The 20,475-nt window shown below is 31.7% G+C and carries 21 protein-coding genes, 1 tRNA gene and 1 other annotated feature; of the genes, 1 reads left to right on the top strand and 21 read right to left on the bottom strand.

Features of this window, described 5'->3' with window-relative positions; all coding sequences use genetic code 11:
• Positions 1-296: 296 nt before the first annotated feature.
• The 19 genes from rplL to radA form a co-directional block, all read right to left on the bottom strand.
• A complete protein-coding gene (gene rplL, locus CDLVIII_RS02095; protein WP_009167805.1) occupies positions 297-665 on the bottom strand; it encodes a 50S ribosomal protein L7/L12 in 369 nt (122 codons plus the stop codon).
• A 48-nt stretch (positions 666-713) separates the two neighbouring features.
• Positions 714-1,217, bottom strand: coding sequence for a 50S ribosomal protein L10 (gene rplJ, locus CDLVIII_RS02090; RefSeq protein WP_009167804.1), 504 nt, complete (start codon positions 1,215-1,217; stop codon positions 714-716).
• Between the two features lie 36 nt (positions 1,218-1,253).
• Positions 1,254-1,382: a sequence feature (ribosomal protein L10 leader region), on the bottom strand.
• Between the two features lie 43 nt (positions 1,383-1,425).
• Positions 1,426-2,115 (bottom strand): 50S ribosomal protein L1, encoded by a 690-nt coding sequence (gene rplA / locus CDLVIII_RS02085; protein ID WP_009167803.1) that lies wholly within the window; start codon positions 2,113-2,115, stop codon positions 1,426-1,428.
• A 55-nt stretch (positions 2,116-2,170) separates the two neighbouring features.
• A complete protein-coding gene (gene rplK, locus CDLVIII_RS02080; protein WP_009167802.1) occupies positions 2,171-2,596 on the bottom strand; it encodes a 50S ribosomal protein L11 in 426 nt (141 codons plus the stop codon).
• A 78-nt stretch (positions 2,597-2,674) separates the two neighbouring features.
• Complete coding sequence (gene nusG / locus CDLVIII_RS02075; RefSeq protein WP_009167801.1) at positions 2,675-3,196, bottom strand: transcription termination/antitermination protein NusG; 522 nt, start codon at positions 3,194-3,196, stop codon at positions 2,675-2,677.
• Between the two features lie 39 nt (positions 3,197-3,235).
• Positions 3,236-3,466, bottom strand: coding sequence for a preprotein translocase subunit SecE (gene secE, locus CDLVIII_RS02070; RefSeq protein WP_009167800.1), 231 nt, complete (start codon positions 3,464-3,466; stop codon positions 3,236-3,238).
• A gap of 48 nt (positions 3,467-3,514) precedes the next feature.
• Positions 3,515-3,664 (bottom strand): 50S ribosomal protein L33, encoded by a 150-nt coding sequence (gene rpmG, locus CDLVIII_RS02065; protein ID WP_002583138.1) that lies wholly within the window; start codon positions 3,662-3,664, stop codon positions 3,515-3,517.
• 178 nt (positions 3,665-3,842) lie between these two features.
• The gene (gene tuf, locus CDLVIII_RS02060; protein WP_009167799.1) at positions 3,843-5,036 is read right to left on the bottom strand and encodes an elongation factor Tu; all 1,194 of its coding nucleotides are present in this window, start codon (positions 5,034-5,036) and stop codon (positions 3,843-3,845) included.
• Positions 5,037-5,100: 64 nt separating this feature from the next.
• Positions 5,101-5,176 (bottom strand) — tRNA-Thr (locus tag CDLVIII_RS02055).
• Positions 5,177-5,253: 77 nt separating this feature from the next.
• Positions 5,254-5,901 carry an RNA polymerase sporulation sigma factor SigH gene (sigH, locus tag CDLVIII_RS02050; protein WP_009167798.1) on the bottom strand — a complete coding sequence of 216 codons (648 nt, stop codon included), beginning with the start codon at positions 5,899-5,901 and terminating at the stop codon, positions 5,254-5,256.
• Between the two features lie 59 nt (positions 5,902-5,960).
• Positions 5,961-6,473 (bottom strand): NYN domain-containing protein, encoded by a 513-nt coding sequence (locus CDLVIII_RS02045; RefSeq protein ID WP_009167797.1) that lies wholly within the window; start codon positions 6,471-6,473, stop codon positions 5,961-5,963.
• Between the two features lie 13 nt (positions 6,474-6,486).
• Positions 6,487-7,356, bottom strand: a complete 870-nt coding sequence (gene rlmB, locus CDLVIII_RS02040) for a 23S rRNA (guanosine(2251)-2'-O)-methyltransferase RlmB (RefSeq protein ID WP_009167796.1) — start codon at positions 7,354-7,356, stop codon at positions 6,487-6,489.
• Positions 7,357-7,385: 29 nt separating this feature from the next.
• Entirely contained in the window at positions 7,386-7,799 is a 414-nt protein-coding gene (locus CDLVIII_RS02035; protein WP_009167795.1) for a ribonuclease III domain-containing protein, read from the bottom strand.
• 50 nt (positions 7,800-7,849) lie between these two features.
• Positions 7,850-9,250 carry a cysteine--tRNA ligase gene (gene cysS, locus CDLVIII_RS02030; protein ID WP_009167794.1) on the bottom strand — a complete coding sequence of 467 codons (1,401 nt, stop codon included), beginning with the start codon at positions 9,248-9,250 and terminating at the stop codon, positions 7,850-7,852.
• Positions 9,251-9,267: 17 nt separating this feature from the next.
• Positions 9,268-10,980, bottom strand: a complete 1,713-nt coding sequence (locus CDLVIII_RS02025) for a proline--tRNA ligase (protein WP_009167793.1) — start codon at positions 10,978-10,980, stop codon at positions 9,268-9,270.
• A 424-nt stretch (positions 10,981-11,404) separates the two neighbouring features.
• Positions 11,405-12,079: a 2-C-methyl-D-erythritol 4-phosphate cytidylyltransferase gene (gene ispD, locus CDLVIII_RS02020; RefSeq protein ID WP_009167792.1), complete on the bottom strand. Its 675-nt coding sequence runs from the start codon at positions 12,077-12,079 to the stop codon at positions 11,405-11,407.
• A 20-nt stretch (positions 12,080-12,099) separates the two neighbouring features.
• Complete coding sequence (locus CDLVIII_RS02015) at positions 12,100-13,203, bottom strand: PIN/TRAM domain-containing protein (protein WP_009167791.1); 1,104 nt, start codon at positions 13,201-13,203, stop codon at positions 12,100-12,102.
• 242 nt (positions 13,204-13,445) lie between these two features.
• Entirely contained in the window at positions 13,446-14,510 is a 1,065-nt protein-coding gene (disA, locus tag CDLVIII_RS02010; protein WP_035301635.1) for a DNA integrity scanning diadenylate cyclase DisA, read from the bottom strand.
• A 266-nt stretch (positions 14,511-14,776) separates the two neighbouring features.
• Positions 14,777-16,153: a DNA repair protein RadA gene (radA, locus tag CDLVIII_RS02005; protein WP_009167789.1), complete on the bottom strand. Its 1,377-nt coding sequence runs from the start codon at positions 16,151-16,153 to the stop codon at positions 14,777-14,779.
• A gap of 469 nt (positions 16,154-16,622) precedes the next feature.
• Here radA and CDLVIII_RS02000 point away from each other — a divergent pair, with 469 nt between their 5' ends.
• Positions 16,623-16,850: a glutaredoxin family protein gene (locus tag CDLVIII_RS02000; protein ID WP_009167788.1), complete on the top strand. Its 228-nt coding sequence runs from the start codon at positions 16,623-16,625 to the stop codon at positions 16,848-16,850.
• 94 nt (positions 16,851-16,944) lie between these two features.
• Here CDLVIII_RS02000 and trxB read toward each other — a convergent pair whose 3' ends face one another.
• Positions 16,945-17,871 (bottom strand): thioredoxin-disulfide reductase, encoded by a 927-nt coding sequence (gene trxB / locus CDLVIII_RS01995; protein ID WP_035301634.1) that lies wholly within the window; start codon positions 17,869-17,871, stop codon positions 16,945-16,947.
• Positions 17,872-17,991: 120 nt separating this feature from the next.
• A complete protein-coding gene (locus CDLVIII_RS01990) occupies positions 17,992-20,463 on the bottom strand; it encodes an ATP-dependent Clp protease ATP-binding subunit (RefSeq protein WP_009167786.1) in 2,472 nt (823 codons plus the stop codon).
• Positions 20,464-20,475 lie beyond the last annotated feature (12 nt).

Below are 20,475 nucleotides of genomic sequence, written 5' to 3'. Positions count from 1 at the left end.
GCCAAAAGCATACTTTCCCTAAGGACTTTTGCTTTCGGACAGCGTCTTTTTATAGTATAACCATTATTCACCAGACTATACTCTTTTTTCAACTATAAATATATAATATCCTATAGTCAATAATACATTATATTATAATATCATATAGAATTTTTATTGTCAATAAATATTATTACAGAATTCTTTTCATTTATAAAGCTATATAAAATACTTATCTATCAACAAATATTTTATATAGCTTCATAAATGTAGTTTAAAAAAGGTGCTTTTTACAAGCACCTTTCAATAAAAACAAACTATTTAACTTCTGCAGTTGCTCCAACTTCAGCTAATTTAGCTTTCATATCTTCAGCTTCTTCTTTAGAAACAGCTTCTTTTAATGTCTTAGGAGCTCCATCAACTATTTCCTTAGCTTCTTTTAATCCTAATCCAGTTATTTCTCTAACTGCTTTGATAACTTTAATCTTGTTATCTCCAGCACTTGCTAATACTACGTCGAATTCAGTCTTTTCTTCAGCAGCAGCAGCTCCTCCAGCTACAGCTCCTCCAGCTACAACAGCAGCAGCAGCACTTACTCCAAATTCTTCTTCACAAGCCTTTACTAATTCATTTAAATCTAAAACACTCATTTCTTTTATTGCTTGAATTATATCTTCTCTTGTCATTTTTATAGCACCTCCGAAATTTTTTCTTAATTTTTCATTTTTTCTTAATTATTCTGCAGATCCAGTTTCCTTACTATCAGCAATAGCACTTAATACACGTGCAAAGCTTGATATTGGAGACTTGATACTTCCAAGAAGTTTTGCAATAAGAACTTCTTTTGATGGTATTGTAGCAAGTTGTTTAATCTTATCTACATCGTAGATTTCTCCTTCTACAACACCTGCTTTTAATTCTAATTTTTTATGGTCCTTAGCAAAATCATTTAAAACTCTTGCTGGTACTGTTACATCTTCATAACCAAATGCAATAGACACAGGTCCTTCTAAATATTCTACTAAACCATCTAAACCTAATTCTTTAGCTGCTAAAGTAACTAAAGTATTTTTATATACCTTATACTCAACTCCAGCTTCTCTTAGATTTTTTCTAAGTGTAGTATCTTCTTCTACAGTTAAACCTTGATACTTACTAAGAACAATAGTTTTTGACTTTTCTAGCTTTTCCTTAATTTCAGCAACTTTTGCTTCTTTAAGTTCTCTGTTTTTATTCATTACTGTAGTCCACCTCCTCACAGTTTAAAACTGCTTCTTTCTATTAAAAAAGACCTTCCGCAGACATGGAAAGGTCTATAATAACATCTATTATAACTCACCTAGGCGGGTAGTATATCTTTACGCTTTCGCACCCACTGTCTACGGAAATAATATTCTCTTTTCACAACATTAAGTATTATACTACTTAATCTTACTTAAGTCAATATTAATCTAAAACTTTTGTAGGATTAACCTTTGCACCAGGTCCCATTGTGCTTGAAACTGATACTGATTTTAAGTATTGACCCTTAGCTGCTGCTGGCTTTGCTTTAATTAAAGCATCCATTAACGCAACGAAGTTCTCCTTTAACTTTTCAGTTCCAAATGATTTCTTACCAATTGGGCAGTGAACTATAGCTGTTTTATCTACTCTATATTCAACTTTACCAGCTTTAATTTCTTCAATTGCTTTAGCAACATCAAATGTTACTGTTCCTGATTTTGGATTTGGCATTAATCCCTTAGGTCCTAATACTCTACCAATTCTACCTACAACTCCCATCATATCTGGTGTTGCAACAACTACATCATATTCAAACCAATTTTCTGTTTGGATCTTTTGAACTAATTCTTCTGCTCCAACAAAATCTGCTCCTGCTTGTTGTGCTTCTGTAGCTTTATCTCCTTTAGCAAATACAAGCACTCTAACTGTTTTACCTGTTCCGTTTGGTAATACAACTGCTCCTCTTACTTGTTGATCTGCATGTCTTGGATCTACACCAAGTCTTACATGTAATTCAACAGTTTCATCAAAGTTTGCCTTTGCAGTCTTTAATGTAAGTTCTAATGCTTCTACTGGATTATATAATGCACTCTTATCTATAAGCTTTGCACTTTCAATGTATTTTTTTCCCATAATTTGCCTCCTCTGTGGTGTTAACGGTTTTGACCTCCCACTTATTTTTTACGAATTACTCTTCAATAGTTACTCCCATACTTCTAGCTGTTCCTGCAATCATTCTCATTGCTGATTCAACATTTGCAGCATTTAAGTCTGGCATTTTAGTTTCAGCGATCTTTCTAAGTTGATCTTGAGTTAACTTACCAACCTTTGTCTTATTAGGCACTCCAGAACCACTTTCTAATCCTAATTCCTTTTTAATTAGAACTGCAGCTGGAGGAGTCTTTAGTATGAAGCTAAAAGACCTATCTTGATAAACTGTAATAACTACTGGTATTATTAAACCAGCTTGATTTGCAGTTTTTGCGTTGAACTCCTTACAGAATCCCATTATGTTTACACCATGTTGACCTAAAGCTGGACCTACAGGTGGAGCTGGTGTTGCCTTACCTGCTTGAAGTTGAAGTTTAATCATTCCAGTTACTTTCTTAGCCATTTTTGTTATTCCTCCTATTACTGTGGTATATACGAACTTTTTAGTTCTCCCACTTAATTAAAATTAGTTTATTTATAATTAAACCAATTTTTCAACTTGATTAAAGTCTAGTTCGGCAAGAGTTTCTCTACCAAACATATCCACTAAAGCTTTCACTTTACGTTTCTCTAAAATTATCTCTTGTATCATAGCTACTGAATCTCTTAATGGACCTGAGATAATTCTAATGCTTTCCCCTATCTCTAAATCAATATCAACTGGTGTTTCTAACACACCCATTGATTCAACTTCTTCATCCGAAAGGGGCACTGGTTTAGATCCCGGGCCGACAAAACCTGTTACACCTCTTGTATTTCTAACGACGTACCATGCTTCATCACCCATTAGCATTTTTACAAGCACATATCCAGGAAATTTTTTCTTTAATGAGACCTTTTGTTTACCATCTTTCTCTTCAATTACTTCTTCCATGGGTACTTGTATATCATGGATTAATGATTGAAGATTTCTATTTTCTATTGCTTTTTCTAAATTCGCTTTAACTTTATTTTCATATCCAGAATATGTATGTACCACATACCATCTTGCTCTATCGCTCATACTTATCAGGTGATATTAATAAATCACCAAACCTCCCTTTTACTTCAATTTTAAAATCGCTTGGAGGAGTTTCTCGAAAATAGAATCCATTCCACCAACTAATATAGTATACATTAGTGTGAATACCATAACTGCAACAAAAGCTTTTTTCGTCTCATCTTTTGAAGGCCAAGTTATTTTTTTTATCTCTGCCTTAACATCTTTAAAAAAACTAACTAAGCCATTACCTTTAACAGCTTTTTCAGTTTTCACATTATCTTTTACTGACATATCTTCACATCCTTATTTTTAATAACTATATGTCATTACAGCAGCTGATTATTTAGTTTCTCTATGAAGAGTGTGCTTTTTACAGAATTTACAATACTTTTTCATTTCTAATCTATCTGGATCATTTTTTTTGTTTTTCATTGAATCATAATTTCTTTGTTTACACTCTGTGCATGCTAAAGTTACTTTTGTTCTCATGATTGTGCACCTCCAGTTTTTTTCATATATATTAAACAAGAAATTTAATTTCTTATTCTTTACTAATTTGCATAGCTTAAAATGTCACTTTTATACAATATCATAGAATATTTAAGTTGTCAATTATCCTTTAAATAGGACTAAGTTAATAAACTTAGTCCCATACATTAAACTTTTATTATTCTACTATCTTAGTAACAACTCCAGAACCTACAGTTCTTCCACCTTCTCTGATAGCGAATCTTAATCCTTCATCCATTGCTATTGGCGTGATTAATTCAACATTCATGTCGATATGATCTCCAGGCATTACCATTTCCATTCCATCTGGTAATTTGATTGATCCTGTAACGTCTGTTGTTCTGAAATAGAATTGTGGTCTATATCCATCAAAGAATGGTGTATGTCTTCCACCTTCTTCTTTTTTAAGTACGTATACTTGACCTACAAACTTAGTGTGTGGATGTACTGAATTTGGCACTGCTAATACTTGACCTCTTTCGATATCTGCTCTTTGTACACCTCTTAATAATGCTCCGATATTATCTCCTGCTTGCGCTTCGTCCAATAACTTTCTGAACATTTCGATTCCAGTTACTACAACCTTCTTCTTTTCTTCTGTTAATCCAACGATTTCTACTTCGTCTCCTACATGAAGTACTCCAGCTTCAACTCTTCCTGTTGCAACTGTTCCTCTTCCTGTAATTGTGAAGACATCTTCGATTGGCATTAAGAATGCTTTATCTGTTGCTCTTTCTGGAGTTGGGATATAGCTATCTACTGCTTCCATTAAGTCCATTATTGGCTTAATTGCTTCTTCATCTGTTGGGTTTTCTAATGCTTTTAATGCTGATCCTGTTATTACTGGAATATCATCTCCTGGGAAGTCATATTCACTTAATAATTCTCTTACTTCCATTTCAACTAATTCTAATAATTCTGGATCATCTACCATATCTGCTTTATTTAAGAATACTACTATATATTGGATTCCTACTCTTGATCCTAATAGTATATGTTCTCTTGTTTGTGGCATTGGACCATCTGCTGCTGATACAACTAAGATTGCTCCATCCATTTGTGCTGCTCCTGTAATCATGTTCTTAACATAGTCAGCATGCCCTGGACAGTCAACGTGCGCATAATGTCTGTTTTCTGTTTGATATTCAACGTGCGCTGTATTGATTGTGATTCCTCTTTCTTTTTCTTCTGGAGCCTTATCAATATCTGCATAGTTAAATGCTTCTGCAAATCCTTTATTTGCTAATACTGTTGTGATTGCTGCTGTTAATGTTGTCTTACCATGGTCTACATGACCTATTGTTCCAATATTAACGTGTGGCTTACTTCTTTCATACTTTGCTTTTGCCATTATAATTTTCCTCCCTTTATTATCTTGTAATAAACTTGGCCTAGTGTTTTTTATTTTTATTATTTGGAGCTCACAATCGGGATTGAACCGACGACCTCCACCTTACCAAGGTGACGCTCTACCGACTGAGCTATGTGAGCGTTCAAAATTTGTTATGTTCTTTGATATACCAATTATAAAGTTTACTATTATTCTTTTTATTTGTCAATATGCATTTTCACTTTAAATCAAGGCATTTTTCTAATTTTCTTTTAACTCTTTGCAATGCATTATCAATAGACTTCGAATGCCTTTCCAAATCACTTGCAATTTCCTGATATGATTTGCCATCTAAATACGATGTAAGCACTTCTAACTCTAAATCAGATAATACCTTTGAAATCTTTTCCTCAATATAATCCATTTGCTCTTTACTTATCATTAACTCTTCTGGATCTGAAATTTTAAGTCCTGCTAATACATCTAACAGAGTTCGTTCAGATTCTTCTTCATATATTGGCTTATTTAAAGACACATAAGTATTTAATGGAATATGCTTTTGTCTAGTAGCTGTTTTTATTGCAGTTATAATTTGTCTAATCACACATATTTCTGCAAAGGCTTTAAAAGATGTAGATTTTTCAGAATTAAAATCTCTGATAGCCTTATACAAACCTATCATTCCTTCTTGATAAATATCTTCCTTGTCTGCTCCAATTAAAAAGTATGACTTAGCCTTTGACTTTACAAAATTCTCATATTTAGAAATCAAATATTCCTGTGCTCTGTTATTCCCATTCTTAGCTTCCTCAACAATTTTTTCGTCTGATTTATCCTTGAAATCCAAAAAAACTTTCAATTGCTTACTCTCAACTCTCTTCTGCATTAAACTGACTACTTATTTAAACAATTATACCTTAGTAAAATTAAATTCGTCAACCGGATTTACTTGCCTCTTCTAATTTCTTCCAACACCTTGGCTATATCATCATCTAAATTATCACCAATACTATTTTTATGTGAACTTCTATTTTTATCTGTTTTAATCCTTATAGACTTTTCTACTTTTAAAATCTCATTATAAAACTCTATGGAGGACATTCTAACTGCACCACGCTGAAAAACAGTTTGTTGTTCTAAATTATCCGATGTAACAACAACTATTTCGTACTTCCGGCCTAAAGCATTTACCTTCTTTTCAATATAACTGTCTGCAGTCTCTCCATCTTTTGTAAAGACCACCGATACATGCTTATTTACTTCCTCTTTCTTTTCAAGGCTTCCAGCAACTTTATGTGCATCAAATACTACAATTATATTACAAGCTTTGAAAACACCATAATTATGTAATTTATCTATCAACGTTTGCCGTGCTCCTTCGAAACTAGAGTCTTTATTTCGCTTTAAATCCGGCCAGCTATTTATAACATTATATCCATCCACAAAAATAGTTTTCACTATATACCTCTTTCTATTTTAATCGTCCTTTTAAAACCTCATACATAATTATACCACCAGCTACTGAAGCATTCAAAGAGTTAATCTTTCCTACCATCGGTATTTTTATTAATTTGTCGCATTTCTGCACTGTTAACTTAGAAATCCCACGCCCTTCATTTCCAATTATAACTGCACAAGGACCACTAAAATCTATCTGATAACTATACTCTTTTGCTCTTATATCCGCTCCGTAAACCCAAATACCTTTTTGTTTTAATTCCTCTATTGTTGAATTTAAATTTGTTACTTTTGCTATTTTTACATGCTCTATCGCACCAACTGAAGATTTGTATACAGTGGTACTTACAGAAGCGCTCCTTCTTTTAGGGATTATTATTCCATGAACTCCAAATAATTCAGCAGTTCTCACAATAGAGCCCAAATTATGAGGATCTTCAACCTCATCTAATATAACAATAAATGGTGCTTCATTTCTTTCTTCTGCTAAATCTAAAATATCGGATACTTCTGAATATTTATAAGGACTTACCTTTGCTATTACCCCTTGATGATTTTCTCCCCCACACATTAAATCAAGCTTTCTTTTATCTACTTCTTTAAGTATAATTCTCTTCTCTTTTGCTAGGCTAACAATTGCATTTATGGATCCCTCTAATTTGCCATTTGCTATGTATAAGGTTTCAATAGTTCTATCTCCTTTTAACGCTTCAATTACCGCATTCCTTCCAATAACTATATCTTCTCTTTCCTGCACTTCAGTATTTCCTTTTTCATCTTTATTACTTTTCTTGTTATCATTGCCATTTTTCACTTCAAATTTATCTTCCTTTTTTTCAGATTTACTGAATCGGCTTTTTGAATTAAATGTTTTCCCTTGCATTACAATTCCTCCTTGTCATAATTATCGGACTATTTAATAACTTCAATACTTTTCTTAAATATAAATTCTAATCTCTCTTTATTTCCTATTAAATATAAATATCCTACTAATGCTTCAAAACCTGTTGCCATCCTGTAATCTCTTACATCTGCATTCTTAGGAACTGTAGGCGACTTAGCATTTCTCCCTCTTTTATAAATAGCCTCTTCTTCCTCTTCTAATAGTTCTTCTATTTCATGCATTATACACGCCTGACTCTTCGCCTTAACATATCCAATAGCCTTAACATGCACTTTATTGGCAGATAATGCCGTGTTTTTCATTAAAATAAAATTTCTAATAAAGACTTCAAACACTCCATCTCCTATTAATGCCAACTGAAGTGGATTTAGCATTCTTGCTTCTTCTTTTGAAAATTCTCTTATTCTTAAGTCGTTTAACATTATAATTCTCCTTTTAAATAAGGGCTGCAAACTCGCAGCCCTTATTTTAATTAATCAATCTTTTTCCATCTAACTCCTTGAGGTGTATCTTCTAAAACTATATTTCTACTCTTTAAATCGTCTCTAATCTTATCAGCTAACGCAAAATCTCTATCTTTTCTTGCTTGCTGCCTCTTATCAATAAGCTCCTGAATTTCACTCTCCAAGTCCTTCTCCATATGATTTTGAAGAATTCCAAGTGGATTCGCTAATTCCCTCATTAAAGCTTCTGCCTTTTCACACAATTCTGAAGATGAACTAATATTAATATTGTTATTAAGGTCTTTAGCCAAATCAAATAGTACTGAAATAGCATCTGCAGTATTAAAATCATCATCCATTTTTTCAATGAAGTTTTCTCTATATTTATCCAAAGATTTTAAATACTCTCTTTCCTTATCATCCAATGTTTTCTTACTAACTTCATTTTTTAAATTTTCGAGATTATTTATGCAATTATATAATCGTTCTATTGATGATTTTGCTGAGTCCAATAATTCTTTTGTGAAATTTATTTGAATTCTATAATGCCCTGATAGCATTAAAAACCTAATAGCATCTGCATCATATTCTTCAAGAATTTCTCTAGCAGTAAAAAAGTTGTTTAATGACTTTGACATTTTCTTGTTATCCACATTAACAAATGCTGCATGCATCCAATAATGAGCAAAAGGCTTACCAGTAACCGCTTCACTTTGAGCTATTTCATTTTCATGATGTGGGAACTTTAAATCCATTCCACCTGCGTGAATATCAATTGTGTCTCCTAAAAGCTTTTTAGCCATACATGAACATTCTATGTGCCATCCTGGTCTTCCAAGTCCCCAAGGACTTTCCCATGCTGGTTCCCCAGGTTTCTTCGCTTTCCAGACTGCAAAATCCATTGGATCTCTTTTTCTCTCATCAACGGATATTCTAGCACCCACTTGAAGGTCATCCAAGTTTTGACCACCTAGTTTTCCATAGTTAGTAAATTTTTTTGTACTATAATAGACATCTCCATCTATTTCATATGCAAATCCATTTTTAATAAGCTGCTCGATGAACTTTATTATGTCATTAATATACTCTGTGGCTCTAGGATTAACAGTAGCTCTTTCAATCTTAAGTGCATCTGCATCTTGATAATATTCTTTTATATATTTATCTCCAAGCTCCTTTACTGTAATACCTTCATCATTAGCTTTATTAATCATCTTATCATCTATGTCAGTAAAGTTTTGAATAAAAGTAACCTTGTATCCTCTATACTCTAAATATCTTCTAATTGTATCAAAAACAATAAACGTTCTTCCATTACCTATATGAAAAAAATTATAGACAGTAGGTCCGCAGACATACATTTTTACCTCACCTGAAGTAATAGGGATAAATTCTTCTTTTTGCTTAGTTAAAGTATTATATATCCTCATCATCTGACCTCCTAAAATTATCTTAGTTTGATATCATTCTTTTCAAATTCACCCTTTATTATATTACAAACATCACTTATTTTGATTACTTCCATTTCACTATCTCTAAGTTTAAATTCAACTTCTCCATCATTGATTTTCTTTCCTACAGTTACTCTCATTGGTATACCCATCAATTCCGAATCTTTAAACTTCACTCCAGCTCTCTCATTTCTATCATCTAAAAGAGCTTCTATGCCCATATTGATTAATTCTTCATAAAGTTCATTTGCTATCCTTGTTTGTTCTTCGTCTTTGACATTTACAGGAATTACTGAAACATGGTATGGAGCAACTGACAATGGCCATATTATTCCATTTTCATCATGATGTTGTTCAATTATAGATGCCATTGTTCTTGTAACACCAATTCCATAGCATCCCATTATGAATGGTTTTTCTTTACCATCTTCATCTATAAATTTAGCATTCATTGCTTCTGAATATTTTGTTCCAAGTTTAAATATATGGCCAACTTCGGTTCCTCTTGCAATAGTAACCTTTCCCCCACAAACTGGACATTTTTGACCCTCAGTTACATTTCTAAAATCTCCGATTGTTCCTTCAAAATCTCTTTTATAATTTAAATTTTTTAAGTGATATCCTGTTTCATTTGCTCCTGCTACAAAATTGTACATATTTGTAACTTCTTCATCTACCAATATTAAATCTGCCTTTATTCCTACAGGTCCCGCAAACCCGATATCACATCCAGTTGCCTTTATATATTCTTCACGAGAAGCCATTTCTATATCTCCAGAAGCATTTGAAGCATTTGCAACCTTAACTTCATTAACCTCTCTATCTCCTCTCACAAATACAGCAACAATCTTTCCATCAACATTATATAATAGAGCTTTAACTGTTTTTTTAGGTGATATATTTAAGAATTCTGATACCTCTTCTATTCCTCTACTATTAGGAGTTGCTATCTTTTCTACTTCCATTAACTCCTGTCTCTCTTCTTTTTCAGCAGGAGATGATGCCTTTTCAATATTAGCTGCATAATCACATTCACTGCAGAATACTACATCATCTTCACCAACTTCCGATTTAACCATAAATTCCGCTGAATTGGCTCCTCCAATAGCTCCTGAATCTGCTGCAACACATTTAGCATCTAGGCCGCATCTATTAAATATCTTAACATAAGCATCATGCATTTTATCATATGCTAGATCCAATCCCTCTTGATCTTTATCAAAGCTATATGCATCCTTCATAACAAACTCTCTAGATCTCATAACTCCAAATCTTGGTCTACGTTCATCTCTGTATTTAGTTTGAATCTGGTATAAATTAAGAGGTAATTGCTTATACGACTTAATTTCGTTTCTTGCAATGTCAGTAAACACTTCTTCATGAGTTGGTCCTAAACAGAAATCTCTTTCTCCCCTATCTTTTAATCTAAACATTTCTGCTCCATATGCATCCCATCTGCCAGATTCTTGCCATAATTCTGCTGGAATAATAGCTGATGCTAAGAATTCTTGAGCACCTGCTGCATTCATTTCTTCTCTAACTATATCTTCTATTTTTTTTAGAGCTCTCAATCCAATTGGCATGTAGTTATATACACCAGCTGCCATTTTTCTTATCATTCCAGCTCTTAACATAAGTTTATGGCTATCAATTTCTGCTTCAGCTGGCACTTCTCTTAATGTTGATATTAGCATATTAGACATTTTCATAGTAATATTTCCTCCTAAATACTTTTTTAGCTAAGTAGCTGTTGATTGTTACATTGAACGATTATAATTTAATAAAACTTTCACTAACCTGTCTTTATATAATACAGATAAACATTTTAAAGTTTGTAAATATTATTGAACTTATTTTTCTAAATAAAAAAAGCCCGCCTAATATTATACATTAGGGCGAACTTTTATCGCGGTACCACCTAAATTTGTTCTCTAATAATGTTAACGGTTTTAAACCGATAGTTTTTACCTATACTCAAAAGCTGGTTCAAAGTCTGTTCAAAAGTCTTTCAGCCTAGGGACTTTTTCTCTTAACAATCGACCTCTACTATTCTTCATCATCGTTTTATAAATTTAATTTTATTTTAATTTATTATAACTTCTTGAATTTCGCATGTCAATATTCAGCATTATGCTATTTTCCCACTAAATGCTTTGCCAGTGCCAAATCCTCCGGAGTTGTTATTTTTATATTTGTATAGTCTCCTTCATATATGTATACCTTATTTCCAAAAAATTCCACCACACTAGTATCATCAGTAACAACTATTCCTCTTTTTTTTACTTCTTTATGACAGTCATATATTAAATTAAATTCAAAAGCCTGCGGGGTCTGGATTGCCACAAGCTTATTTCTTGTTAATGTCTCCACAGAAAAATTATTTTCTCCTTTAACTTTTATAGTATCCTTAGGCATAACTCCTGGTGCTGCCGCTTTATAAATCTCTGCATATTTAACAGCATCATTTATTATCTTGTCTGAAACAAATGGCCTTGCTCCATCATGAATTAATACTATATCGGAGTTTTCCATCTGAGATAAGGCATTATATACAGAATCTTGTCTTTCTTTGCCACCAGCCACTAGTTTATCAACTTTTAAACCATATCTATTCAAAACTTTGTTTTTACAGTAACTTACTTCATCTTCCGGAACTACTAAAATAATATAATCAATCAATTTATTCATTATAAACTGTTTTAAAGTGTAATAAAGAATGGGCTTACCATTCAAATCAATATATTGCTTGCTTTGAACAGCTCCCATTCTCTTACCTCTTCCTCCAGCTAATACTATCGCACTAACCATACAGAAAATCTCCTTAAATTTTAATTATCTTTTGGTTTTGCAAAAATCATTCTTCCTGCTGCTGTTTGGAGCACAGAAGTAACTATTACGTCTGTTGTTTGTCCTATAAGCTTTCTTCCACCCTCTACAACAATCATAGTTCCATCTTCTAAATATGCCACCCCTTGGCTTGACTCTTTTCCATCTTTTACTATATCAACTGTCATTTCCTCCCCTGGTAATACAACAGGTTTTATCGCATTTGATAATTCATTTATATTTAATACTGGAACTCCTTGAAATTCAGCAACTTTATTTAGATTGTAATCATTAGTTATGACTTTTCCATCCATTTTTTGTGCAAGCTTTAATAATTTTGCATCAACTTCTGCAATTTTAGGAAAATCATCCTCTACAATTTGAGTCTCTATTGATAATTCTTTTTGTATTTTATTTAATATATCTAATCCTCTTCTTCCTCTATTTCTTTTTAAGGAATCAGACGAATCTGAAATATGTCTTAATTCATCTAATACAAAATTTGGTATAACCAATGGCCCTTCAATAAATCCTGTTTCACAAATATCAAATATTCTTCCATCAATTATAACGGATGTATCTAGCACCTTAGGAATTCCCTTAATTGATTCTTTAACTACTTCTTTAACTTTTTTCTCTTTAATTACAGGCTTTTTAATATTAAGCAAAAGAGCCGTTATATCTTCCTTTTTCTTAATCATTATTTCTGCACCTATTATAGCTGCTACTATATTTAATAAAGTTAGTAAAATAGGTCCTATTACTTTGTGTATATCATTTATCGGCTTTGCAATAAATGTCATTAAAATCAAAGCAATAACAGCTCCAAATGTTCCATATAGTATTTCTGTTATGCTCATTTTTTGCATACTCTTCTCAATATATTCAATTAGATTAGAAATACCCTTATATATAATAGGAGAAATAATATAAAATATAAGTCCAAAAATAAAAGATATAATAATAATAAAAATAATTATAGAAATAGTACTTGAAAGATAATTCAAGTTAGCAATTTGAGGAATTTCCAGCAATATTTCAGCTATAAAATATCCTATTATCAGCCCAATTACAGAAAAGACTCCCCTTAATATCCTTTTTAACACTAATTTCACCTCCTTCTAATTGTTTACAACATTACAATATTTTAATCATATTTTTAATATTTTCTCTGCATAAAATTAATTATAGCATACAATAACCCTATCTAAAATGAATAAATTATTAAGTTTACTTAATAATTACCTATAAATAATAAGGGACTGACTTAAAATATAATATAACAAATCTAAATGTTAATTAATATCTACATCAAATAATCTCTATTTTAAGGCAGTTTCTTACTTCATTATATTTCTTTTTTCAAAGACACCTGTTCCTTTATCCTCTTTAGTCCATCTTTAATAGCAGTAGCTCTTGCTTCTCCTATTCCCTCAACATTATCTAAATCCACTATATCTGCATCTATTATATTGCTCAGCTCTTTAAATTCTTTTATAAGATTATCTATTACATTTGATGGTATTCTCGGAACCTTACTTAACATTCTATATCCTTTAGGCGATATTAATGTATCCATAAGAGGCACTCCTCCATAGCCTAGACTTCTAGAAATTGCATCCAAATCCAATAATTCAGATGAATTTAATCTTTGGATATGTTCATATACGTCACTATACTGCAATCCTTCTTTGCAATAATCCCTAATCAGTAATATTCCATCTCTTTCTATATGTTTAACCAATTCGTTGAGCTGCATAGATATTAATCTTCCCTCATTTCCGAGTTCCAATATATACATGTTAATTTCTTCTACTATTCTCATTACCATTTCAGTTCTTTGAATTGCAGTAACCACATCAAAAAGTGTTGTTAAATCCTGAAATTCCAGCAAATTCAAATTATTTATCACACGCTCGAGTACTGCAACATATTTCTCTAGTGTTTGAAGTGCCTGATTGGCCTTTCCCAAAATCACACTGCTTTCTCTCAATACGTATTTTATATCTCCCTTATACATTGTTATTATATTTCTTCGCTGAGAGATTGCAATTACTACATTATTAGTTTGCTTCGCTACTCTATGTGCTGTTCTATGCCTAGTTCCCGTTTCATACGTTGGAATAGATGAATCTGGTATTAACTGAGCATTAGCGCATACAATTCTCTTCAAATCTCCTGTTATTACTATTGCTCCATCCATTTTAGCCAATTCATATGCGTATGATGGGGTATACTCTGAATTAATATAAAACCCTCCATCAACGAGTTTCATAACTTCCTCGTCATCCCCTATTACTAATAGCCCTCCTGTTTTGGCTCTTAATATGTTTTCAAGACCTTCCCTTAGTTGAGTGCCTGGGCACATTATCTTTAAGACATTTTTTATTCCTATTCCCTTTTCAATTCTCATACACTCACCCATTTCCCTTAAATTATTATCCAATGCTAAAATAGCCAAATTTCTAATAATATTATATTTTTAATTCTGTCACATAAACATATGAATAGTATTTAAAATTTCACACTTAAAACATTAACTTCTAAAAACTATCATACTATAATAGCCATAATCTCTCAACATTATTTGTTAAATTTAAGCTATAATATATTTTTTTTGTAGAAAAATGTTCTTATTTCCTATTCCAAAAATATTAACTATTTTTCTATCTATATAAATTAAGAATTATACACATGTTTTATTACATCTATCAATGTTTTTAATTCAATAATATTTATATTTTTTAATCTGTTTTCTTTTATAACAGAATCCTTTGCAACGTAAACTTTCTTAAAACCCATTCTTTCAAGCTCTTTAATCCTACTTTCTAAGGATGGTACTTTTTTAAGCTCACCAGTTAGCCCTACATCAGCTATGAATGCGACATTTGATTCTATGCCTTGCTGTTTTACAGATGATACTATACTCATTATTACAGCTAAATTAATGCCCTGTTCTCTTATTTTTATACCTCCTGTAGTTTTAATAATTACATTTTTGTCGTACAGATTAATTCCTCCACGTTGCTCTAATATTGATATCAATGTATTTAATTTATCCTTCCCTAATGTTTCTCCTATTCTAGTAGGATACGGAGTAAAGCTCTTAGAGACCAAACTCTCTATTTCTGTTATAATGGCCCTTGTTCCTTCTTTAATTACAGTCAATGCACTTCCTGATACTATTTCACCTTCCTCACGCCTTGTCATAAAAAATTCCGAAGGATTATCTATTGAAATAACGCCTTTCTCACACATTTGAAAGAACCCGTTTTCTATGCCACCAAATCTATTTTTGGAACTAACAAGTACGCGCAATTCCTCATCGTTATCATCTTCTATAATAAGAACTGTATCAACTAAATGCTCTAATGCTCTTAAACCAGCAAGTTCATCATTCTTAGTCATTTGTCCTACTATAATAACTGCTCGTGGTCTTTTTTCATTTTTAGCAATTTGAAGCAATGCATTGGCACACTCCATAGTCTGTGTAGGCGATCCTGCTCTTGCAGGCAGAGAGGCTTCCATAGTGAATGTTTGAATACTATCAATAATTAATATATCTGGATCTATTTCAACAACTGCGTCCAAAACATTATCCAAGCTAGTTTCTTGCAACACCCATATATCTTCATGAATTTTATCTAAAATTCTGTCGGCTCTATTCTTTATTTGGCTATCGCTTTCCTCTCCAGATGCATAAATTACCTTATACCCATTTTGTGCTACGGCATCTGAAATTTGAAGCAATAATGTAGATTTTCCTGCTCCAGGTCTAGCAGTTATTATAGAAATCGAGTCCTTTACAATCCCGCCTCCCATAACTCTGTCAAATTCATTTATTCCTGTAATTATCCTATCACTTTTATTTGAAACAACTTCTGAGAGCTTTTTTATTGTTCTTTTAGCCCCTTGCCTTGCCTTACTTCCCGTATTATTTGCGTCAACTGTAACTTCCTCTAATGTGCTCCAATTATTGCACATTGGACATTTTCCAAGCCACTTTATACTTTCAAAACCACAGCTTGAACACCTATATAATGTTTTCTTTTTCATGAATATCTCCTTACCACATTTTAAACTAATCTCATTCACACTGTCTTATAAACTAATTTACTGAATATATATGCTCTATATTAAATAATATTATTTTCAAAAAACTTCTTAACTTTATTATAACACACCAATCTATTTTGTAATTTCATAAAATTTTAGACTTAAATTATTAGTTTTTTATAAATATTTTCTTAAACATCATATTATTCTAAATACTCTTAATGGATTTTCCTTTTACCTATTACATAGTTAATAAATTATTACAAATACTATTATAAATATCCATAAGAATCACTAATTCATATAGCTTATACTTATCTAGTATCAAACTATTACTCAAAATAAGCATATAAATCTACAATACATTATTACTAAAACAATTACCTATTCTTATTATATTGATAGGATATGAAAATAATATTATAATAATACTTATAAAACAATAATTATCGATTAAGGAGATGTTTTTATGATAAAAGTATATACTACCAATTCTTGTCCTTGGTGTATTAAAGTAAAGAATTATCTTAAATCTGAAAATCTTGAATTTGAAGAATTAAATGTACAAGATAATATGGAAGCTAGAGAAGAAATGATAAAAAAGTCTAATCAAATGGGAGTTCCTGTATTAGATATTAATGATGATATAATTGTAGGATTTGACAAACCTGCTATTTTAAAAGCTTTAGAAAAATAATTTAGAGGCGTACATTCGCCTCTTTTATTCTTATCGCATATTCAATATTAATTGAGGTCTTTATTATTTATTTATGATTTCCTTGTTTATTCTATTAGCTCTTAATATATTTCTCAGCATTTAATAACGCAATAGTTCCATCTGCAACCGCCGTTGTTATTTGTCTGTACTTTTTTTGCCTAACATCACCAGCCGCGTATACCCCCTTGATATTTGTCTTCATATCTTCATCTGTAATTATATATCCCTGCTCATCCATCTTTAAATATTTTTTTACAAACTCAGTTCTAGGTTCTGTTCCTATATATCCAAATATAGCATCCACTCTTAAGTTACTAATCTTTTCTGTTTTTGTATTTTTCATAGTAACTGATTCTAAAAACATCTCTCCACTAGCTTCTATTAAATCTTCATTTAAAAATACTTCTATTTTTGAATTATTGAAAACTTCATTTATCAGAGCTTGTTCTCCTTTAAAATAATCATATCTCCTTATTAAATAAACTTTTTCAGCAAATCTAGTCAAAAATATAGCTTCCTCTAAGGCCGAATTCCCTCCTCCAACCACAGCTATCCTTTTCCCTTGATAAATTGCCCCATCACAAACAGCGCAATAATGAATTCCTCTTCCTAAAAACTTGCTTTCTTGTGGAATTGGTAACCTTTTAGGCGTTGCACCTGTAGCAATTATTATAGCTTTAGGTTCGTATATATGAGTTTCAGTTTCAACTACTTTTCTGTCATCTGAAATATCTATATTCTGAATTGAATCAAATTCATCAATCTCCGCCCCAAGTGCTTTTGCTTGTTCTTGAAATATATCTGCTAAGTCTCCACCATTTATACTTTTAAACCCTGGATAATTTTCTATTGTATAACTATTCCTAACTTGCCCACCTAAAATTTCATTTTCCAACAATAATATATTCAGCTTAGCTCTTCCGGCATACATTGCTGCAGTTAATCCTGCCGGGCCGCCACCTATTATAAGTAAATCTAGTTTCTTTTTGTCCATATCCATCTTCTCCAATCTAAAGCGCATTTTATAACTAATTTATCAATATTATCTTCTTTAAACTATATTTATCAAAATGGACCATTTCAATGTATACACCTTTGAAACAGTCCATTAAATATAAGATTAACTTCTATTCATTTCTAAATTATTCTCAGTGAGCTTCTTGAAGATAAGTTTGTTTTCTAGTTCACTTACTCTTACTCTGTCTCCAATTCGTATATTTCCTTGCAAAATCTCTTCACTTAATCTGTCTTCTACTTCTTTTATAATAAGCCTTCTTAAAGGTCTTGCTCCATAATCCAAGTCAATTCCTTTATTCAACAAGAATTTCTTACTATTTTCTTCAAAATTCAAGTAAATCTCTCTACTTTCAAGTCTTTTTCTTATTGACGCAAGCATTAAATCTATAATTTGATTTAAATCTTCATCACTTAGTTTATGGAATACTATTGTATCATCTATTCTATTTAAGAATTCAGGTCTAAATTTCTGCTTCAATTCTCCTAATATATTTTCCTTCATCTTCTCGTATTCTGTTTCATTATTAGAATCATTATTGCTACTAAATCCTATACTTTTCTGCTTCTTAATCTGATGAGCACCAACGTTTGAAGTCATTATAATTATTGTATTCTTAAAATTAACTATCTTTCCTTTACCGTCAGTAAGTCTTCCATCTTCCATTATTTGAAGTAATATATTAAATACTTCAGGATTAGCTTTTTCAATTTCATCTAATAGAACTATTGAATAAGGCTTTCTTCTAACAGCTTCAGTAAGCTGCCCACCTTCTTCATATCCTACATATCCTGGAGGAGAACCTATTAATCTAGCTACAGAGTGGCTTTCCATATATTCTGACATATCAACTCTTATAATACTATTTTCATCGCCAAACATAGCCTCTGCAAGTGCCTTTGAAAGTTCTGTTTTTCCAACTCCAGTTGGTCCTAAAAATATGAAACTTCCTATAGGCCTATTAGGATCCTTTATACCAACTCTTGCTCTTCTCACAGCCCTTGCTATAGATTTTACTGCTTCGTTTTGACCTATCACTCTTCTATGCAATATATCTTCTAAATTTAGCAGCCTCTCACTTTCAGATTCTGTTAATTTCTCAATTGGAATTTTAGTCCAAGATGATACTACACTAGCTATATTCTCTGCATCTACAATCAATGTCTTGATTGAATTTTGAGTGTCCCAATTATCCTTCATATTATTTAATTGTTCTTTTAAAGCTCTCTCTTGATCTCTTAACCTTGCAGCTCTTTCAAAATCTTGAACTCGTATAGCCTCTTCTTTTTCTTTACCTATATTCTCAATCTTTTCTTCTAGGTCTTTTAAATCTGGCGGAGTTGTTAAACTTTGTATTCTGACTTTTGCAGCTCCCTCATCTATTAAATCAATAGCTTTATCAGGCATAAATCTATCTGTAATATATCTATCTGATAAATTCACAGCAGCTTCCAGTGCTTCATCTGTAATTTCAACTCTATGATGTGCTTCATACTTATCTCTTAAACCTTTTAATATCTCTAAAGTTTCTTCTTTAGATGGTTCACCTACAGTTATTGGTTGAAATCTTCTTTCTAGTGCAGAATCTTTTTCAATATACTTTCTATATTCATCAATAGTTGTTGCTCCAATACATTGAATTTCTCCTCTAGCTAGGGCTGGTTTTAATATGTTTGATGCATCAATGGCACCTTCTGCACCACCTGCTCCTATTATTGTATGGATTTCATCAATAAAGATAATTATATCTTTATCTTTAACAATTTCCTCCATAGTCTTTTTTAATCTTTCTTCAAATTCGCCTCTATATTTTGCACCTGCAATCATAGATGTTAAATCCAAAGAAATAACTCTTTTACTTTTAAGTATCTCCGGAATGTTTCCTTCAACTATTCTCTGAGCTAATCCTTCAACTACTGCAGTTTTACCAACTCCTGGTTCGCCAATTAAGCATGGATTATTTTTTATTCTTCTACAAAGTATCTCTAGTAATCTCTGAGTTTCATTATCTCTTCCTATTACAGGGTCTAATCCCTGCTCCTTAGATAAGGCTGTTAAATCCCTGCCATATTTGTCAAGCATAGGAGTAGCAACTTTTTTATTTTCTACTGTACTTTTATCACTAACCTTATCTTCATAATTTCCTGATAAAAATACTAATAGCTCTTCACTTATAATAGCAAAATTCAAACTCAAACTTTTTAATATAGTATAAGCCATGCCTTCTTCCTGATTAAGCAATGCTAACAAAATGTGCTCTGGGCTAACATATTTATGATTTAGCTTTTTAGCTGCTGCAAAACTTTCGTCTATTAATCTCTTTGTTCTAGGAGTTAATAGAATATTCTCATCTGTTTTCTTTATATCACCATAACCTAAGTATCTCTGTATCATTGTTTTAATATTATCACTATTAACTCCATATTTCTTTAACAATTTAGCTGAATATCCATCTTCTTTTAAAATACCTAATAACACATGCTCTGTTCCAACATATCCATGTTTAAATTTCTCTGATTCACTTTCAGCTTCCAAAATTACTGCTTGTGCCCTTTCCGTTAATTTATTGTATTCCATCCTTTTCGAACC

This window comes from Clostridium sp. DL-VIII (assembly GCF_000230835.1).
Lineage (GTDB): Bacteria > Bacillota > Clostridia > Clostridiales > Clostridiaceae > Clostridium.
The sequence above is the reverse complement of the archived record's forward strand: the minus strand, read 5'-3'. Positions and strand labels throughout refer to the sequence as shown.

What these genes read in the sequence shown, in the direction of transcription:
- rplL (WP_009167805.1), bottom strand. Translation starts at nt 665, where the DNA reads ATGACAAGAGAAGATATAATTCAAGCAATAAAAGAAATGAGTGTTTTA.
- rplJ (WP_009167804.1), bottom strand. Translation starts at nt 1,217, where the DNA reads ATGAATAAAAACAGAGAACTTAAAGAAGCAAAAGTTGCTGAAATTAAG.
- rplA (WP_009167803.1), bottom strand. Translation starts at nt 2,115, where the DNA reads ATGGGAAAAAAATACATTGAAAGTGCAAAGCTTATAGATAAGAGTGCA.
- rplK (WP_009167802.1), bottom strand. Translation starts at nt 2,596, where the DNA reads ATGGCTAAGAAAGTAACTGGAATGATTAAACTTCAACTTCAAGCAGGT.
- nusG (WP_009167801.1), bottom strand. Translation starts at nt 3,196, where the DNA reads ATGAGCGATAGAGCAAGATGGTATGTGGTACATACATATTCTGGATAT.
- secE (WP_009167800.1), bottom strand. Translation starts at nt 3,466, where the DNA reads ATGTCAGTAAAAGATAATGTGAAAACTGAAAAAGCTGTTAAAGGTAAT.
- rpmG (WP_002583138.1), bottom strand. Translation starts at nt 3,664, where the DNA reads ATGAGAACAAAAGTAACTTTAGCATGCACAGAGTGTAAACAAAGAAAT.
- tuf (WP_009167799.1), bottom strand. Translation starts at nt 5,036, where the DNA reads ATGGCAAAAGCAAAGTATGAAAGAAGTAAGCCACACGTTAATATTGGA.
- sigH (WP_009167798.1), bottom strand. Translation starts at nt 5,901, where the DNA reads ATGCAGAAGAGAGTTGAGAGTAAGCAATTGAAAGTTTTTTTGGATTTC.
- rlmB (WP_009167796.1), bottom strand. Translation starts at nt 7,356, where the DNA reads ATGCAAGGGAAAACATTTAATTCAAAAAGCCGATTCAGTAAATCTGAA.
- CDLVIII_RS02035 (WP_009167795.1), bottom strand. Translation starts at nt 7,799, where the DNA reads ATGTTAAACGACTTAAGAATAAGAGAATTTTCAAAAGAAGAAGCAAGA.
- cysS (WP_009167794.1), bottom strand. Translation starts at nt 9,250, where the DNA reads ATGAGGATATATAATACTTTAACTAAGCAAAAAGAAGAATTTATCCCT.
- CDLVIII_RS02025 (WP_009167793.1), bottom strand. Translation starts at nt 10,980, where the DNA reads ATGAAAATGTCTAATATGCTAATATCAACATTAAGAGAAGTGCCAGCT.
- ispD (WP_009167792.1), bottom strand. Translation starts at nt 12,079, where the DNA reads ATGGTTAGTGCGATAGTATTAGCTGGAGGAAGAGGTAAGAGAATGGGA.
- disA (WP_035301635.1), bottom strand. Translation starts at nt 14,510, where the DNA reads ATGAGAATTGAAAAGGGAATAGGAATAAAAAATGTCTTAAAGATAATG.
- radA (WP_009167789.1), bottom strand. Translation starts at nt 16,153, where the DNA reads ATGAAAAAGAAAACATTATATAGGTGTTCAAGCTGTGGTTTTGAAAGT.
- CDLVIII_RS02000 (WP_009167788.1), top strand. Translation starts at nt 16,623, where the DNA reads ATGATAAAAGTATATACTACCAATTCTTGTCCTTGGTGTATTAAAGTA.
- trxB (WP_035301634.1), bottom strand. Translation starts at nt 17,871, where the DNA reads ATGGATATGGACAAAAAGAAACTAGATTTACTTATAATAGGTGGCGGC.
- CDLVIII_RS01990 (WP_009167786.1), bottom strand. Translation starts at nt 20,463, where the DNA reads ATGGAATACAATAAATTAACGGAAAGGGCACAAGCAGTAATTTTGGAA.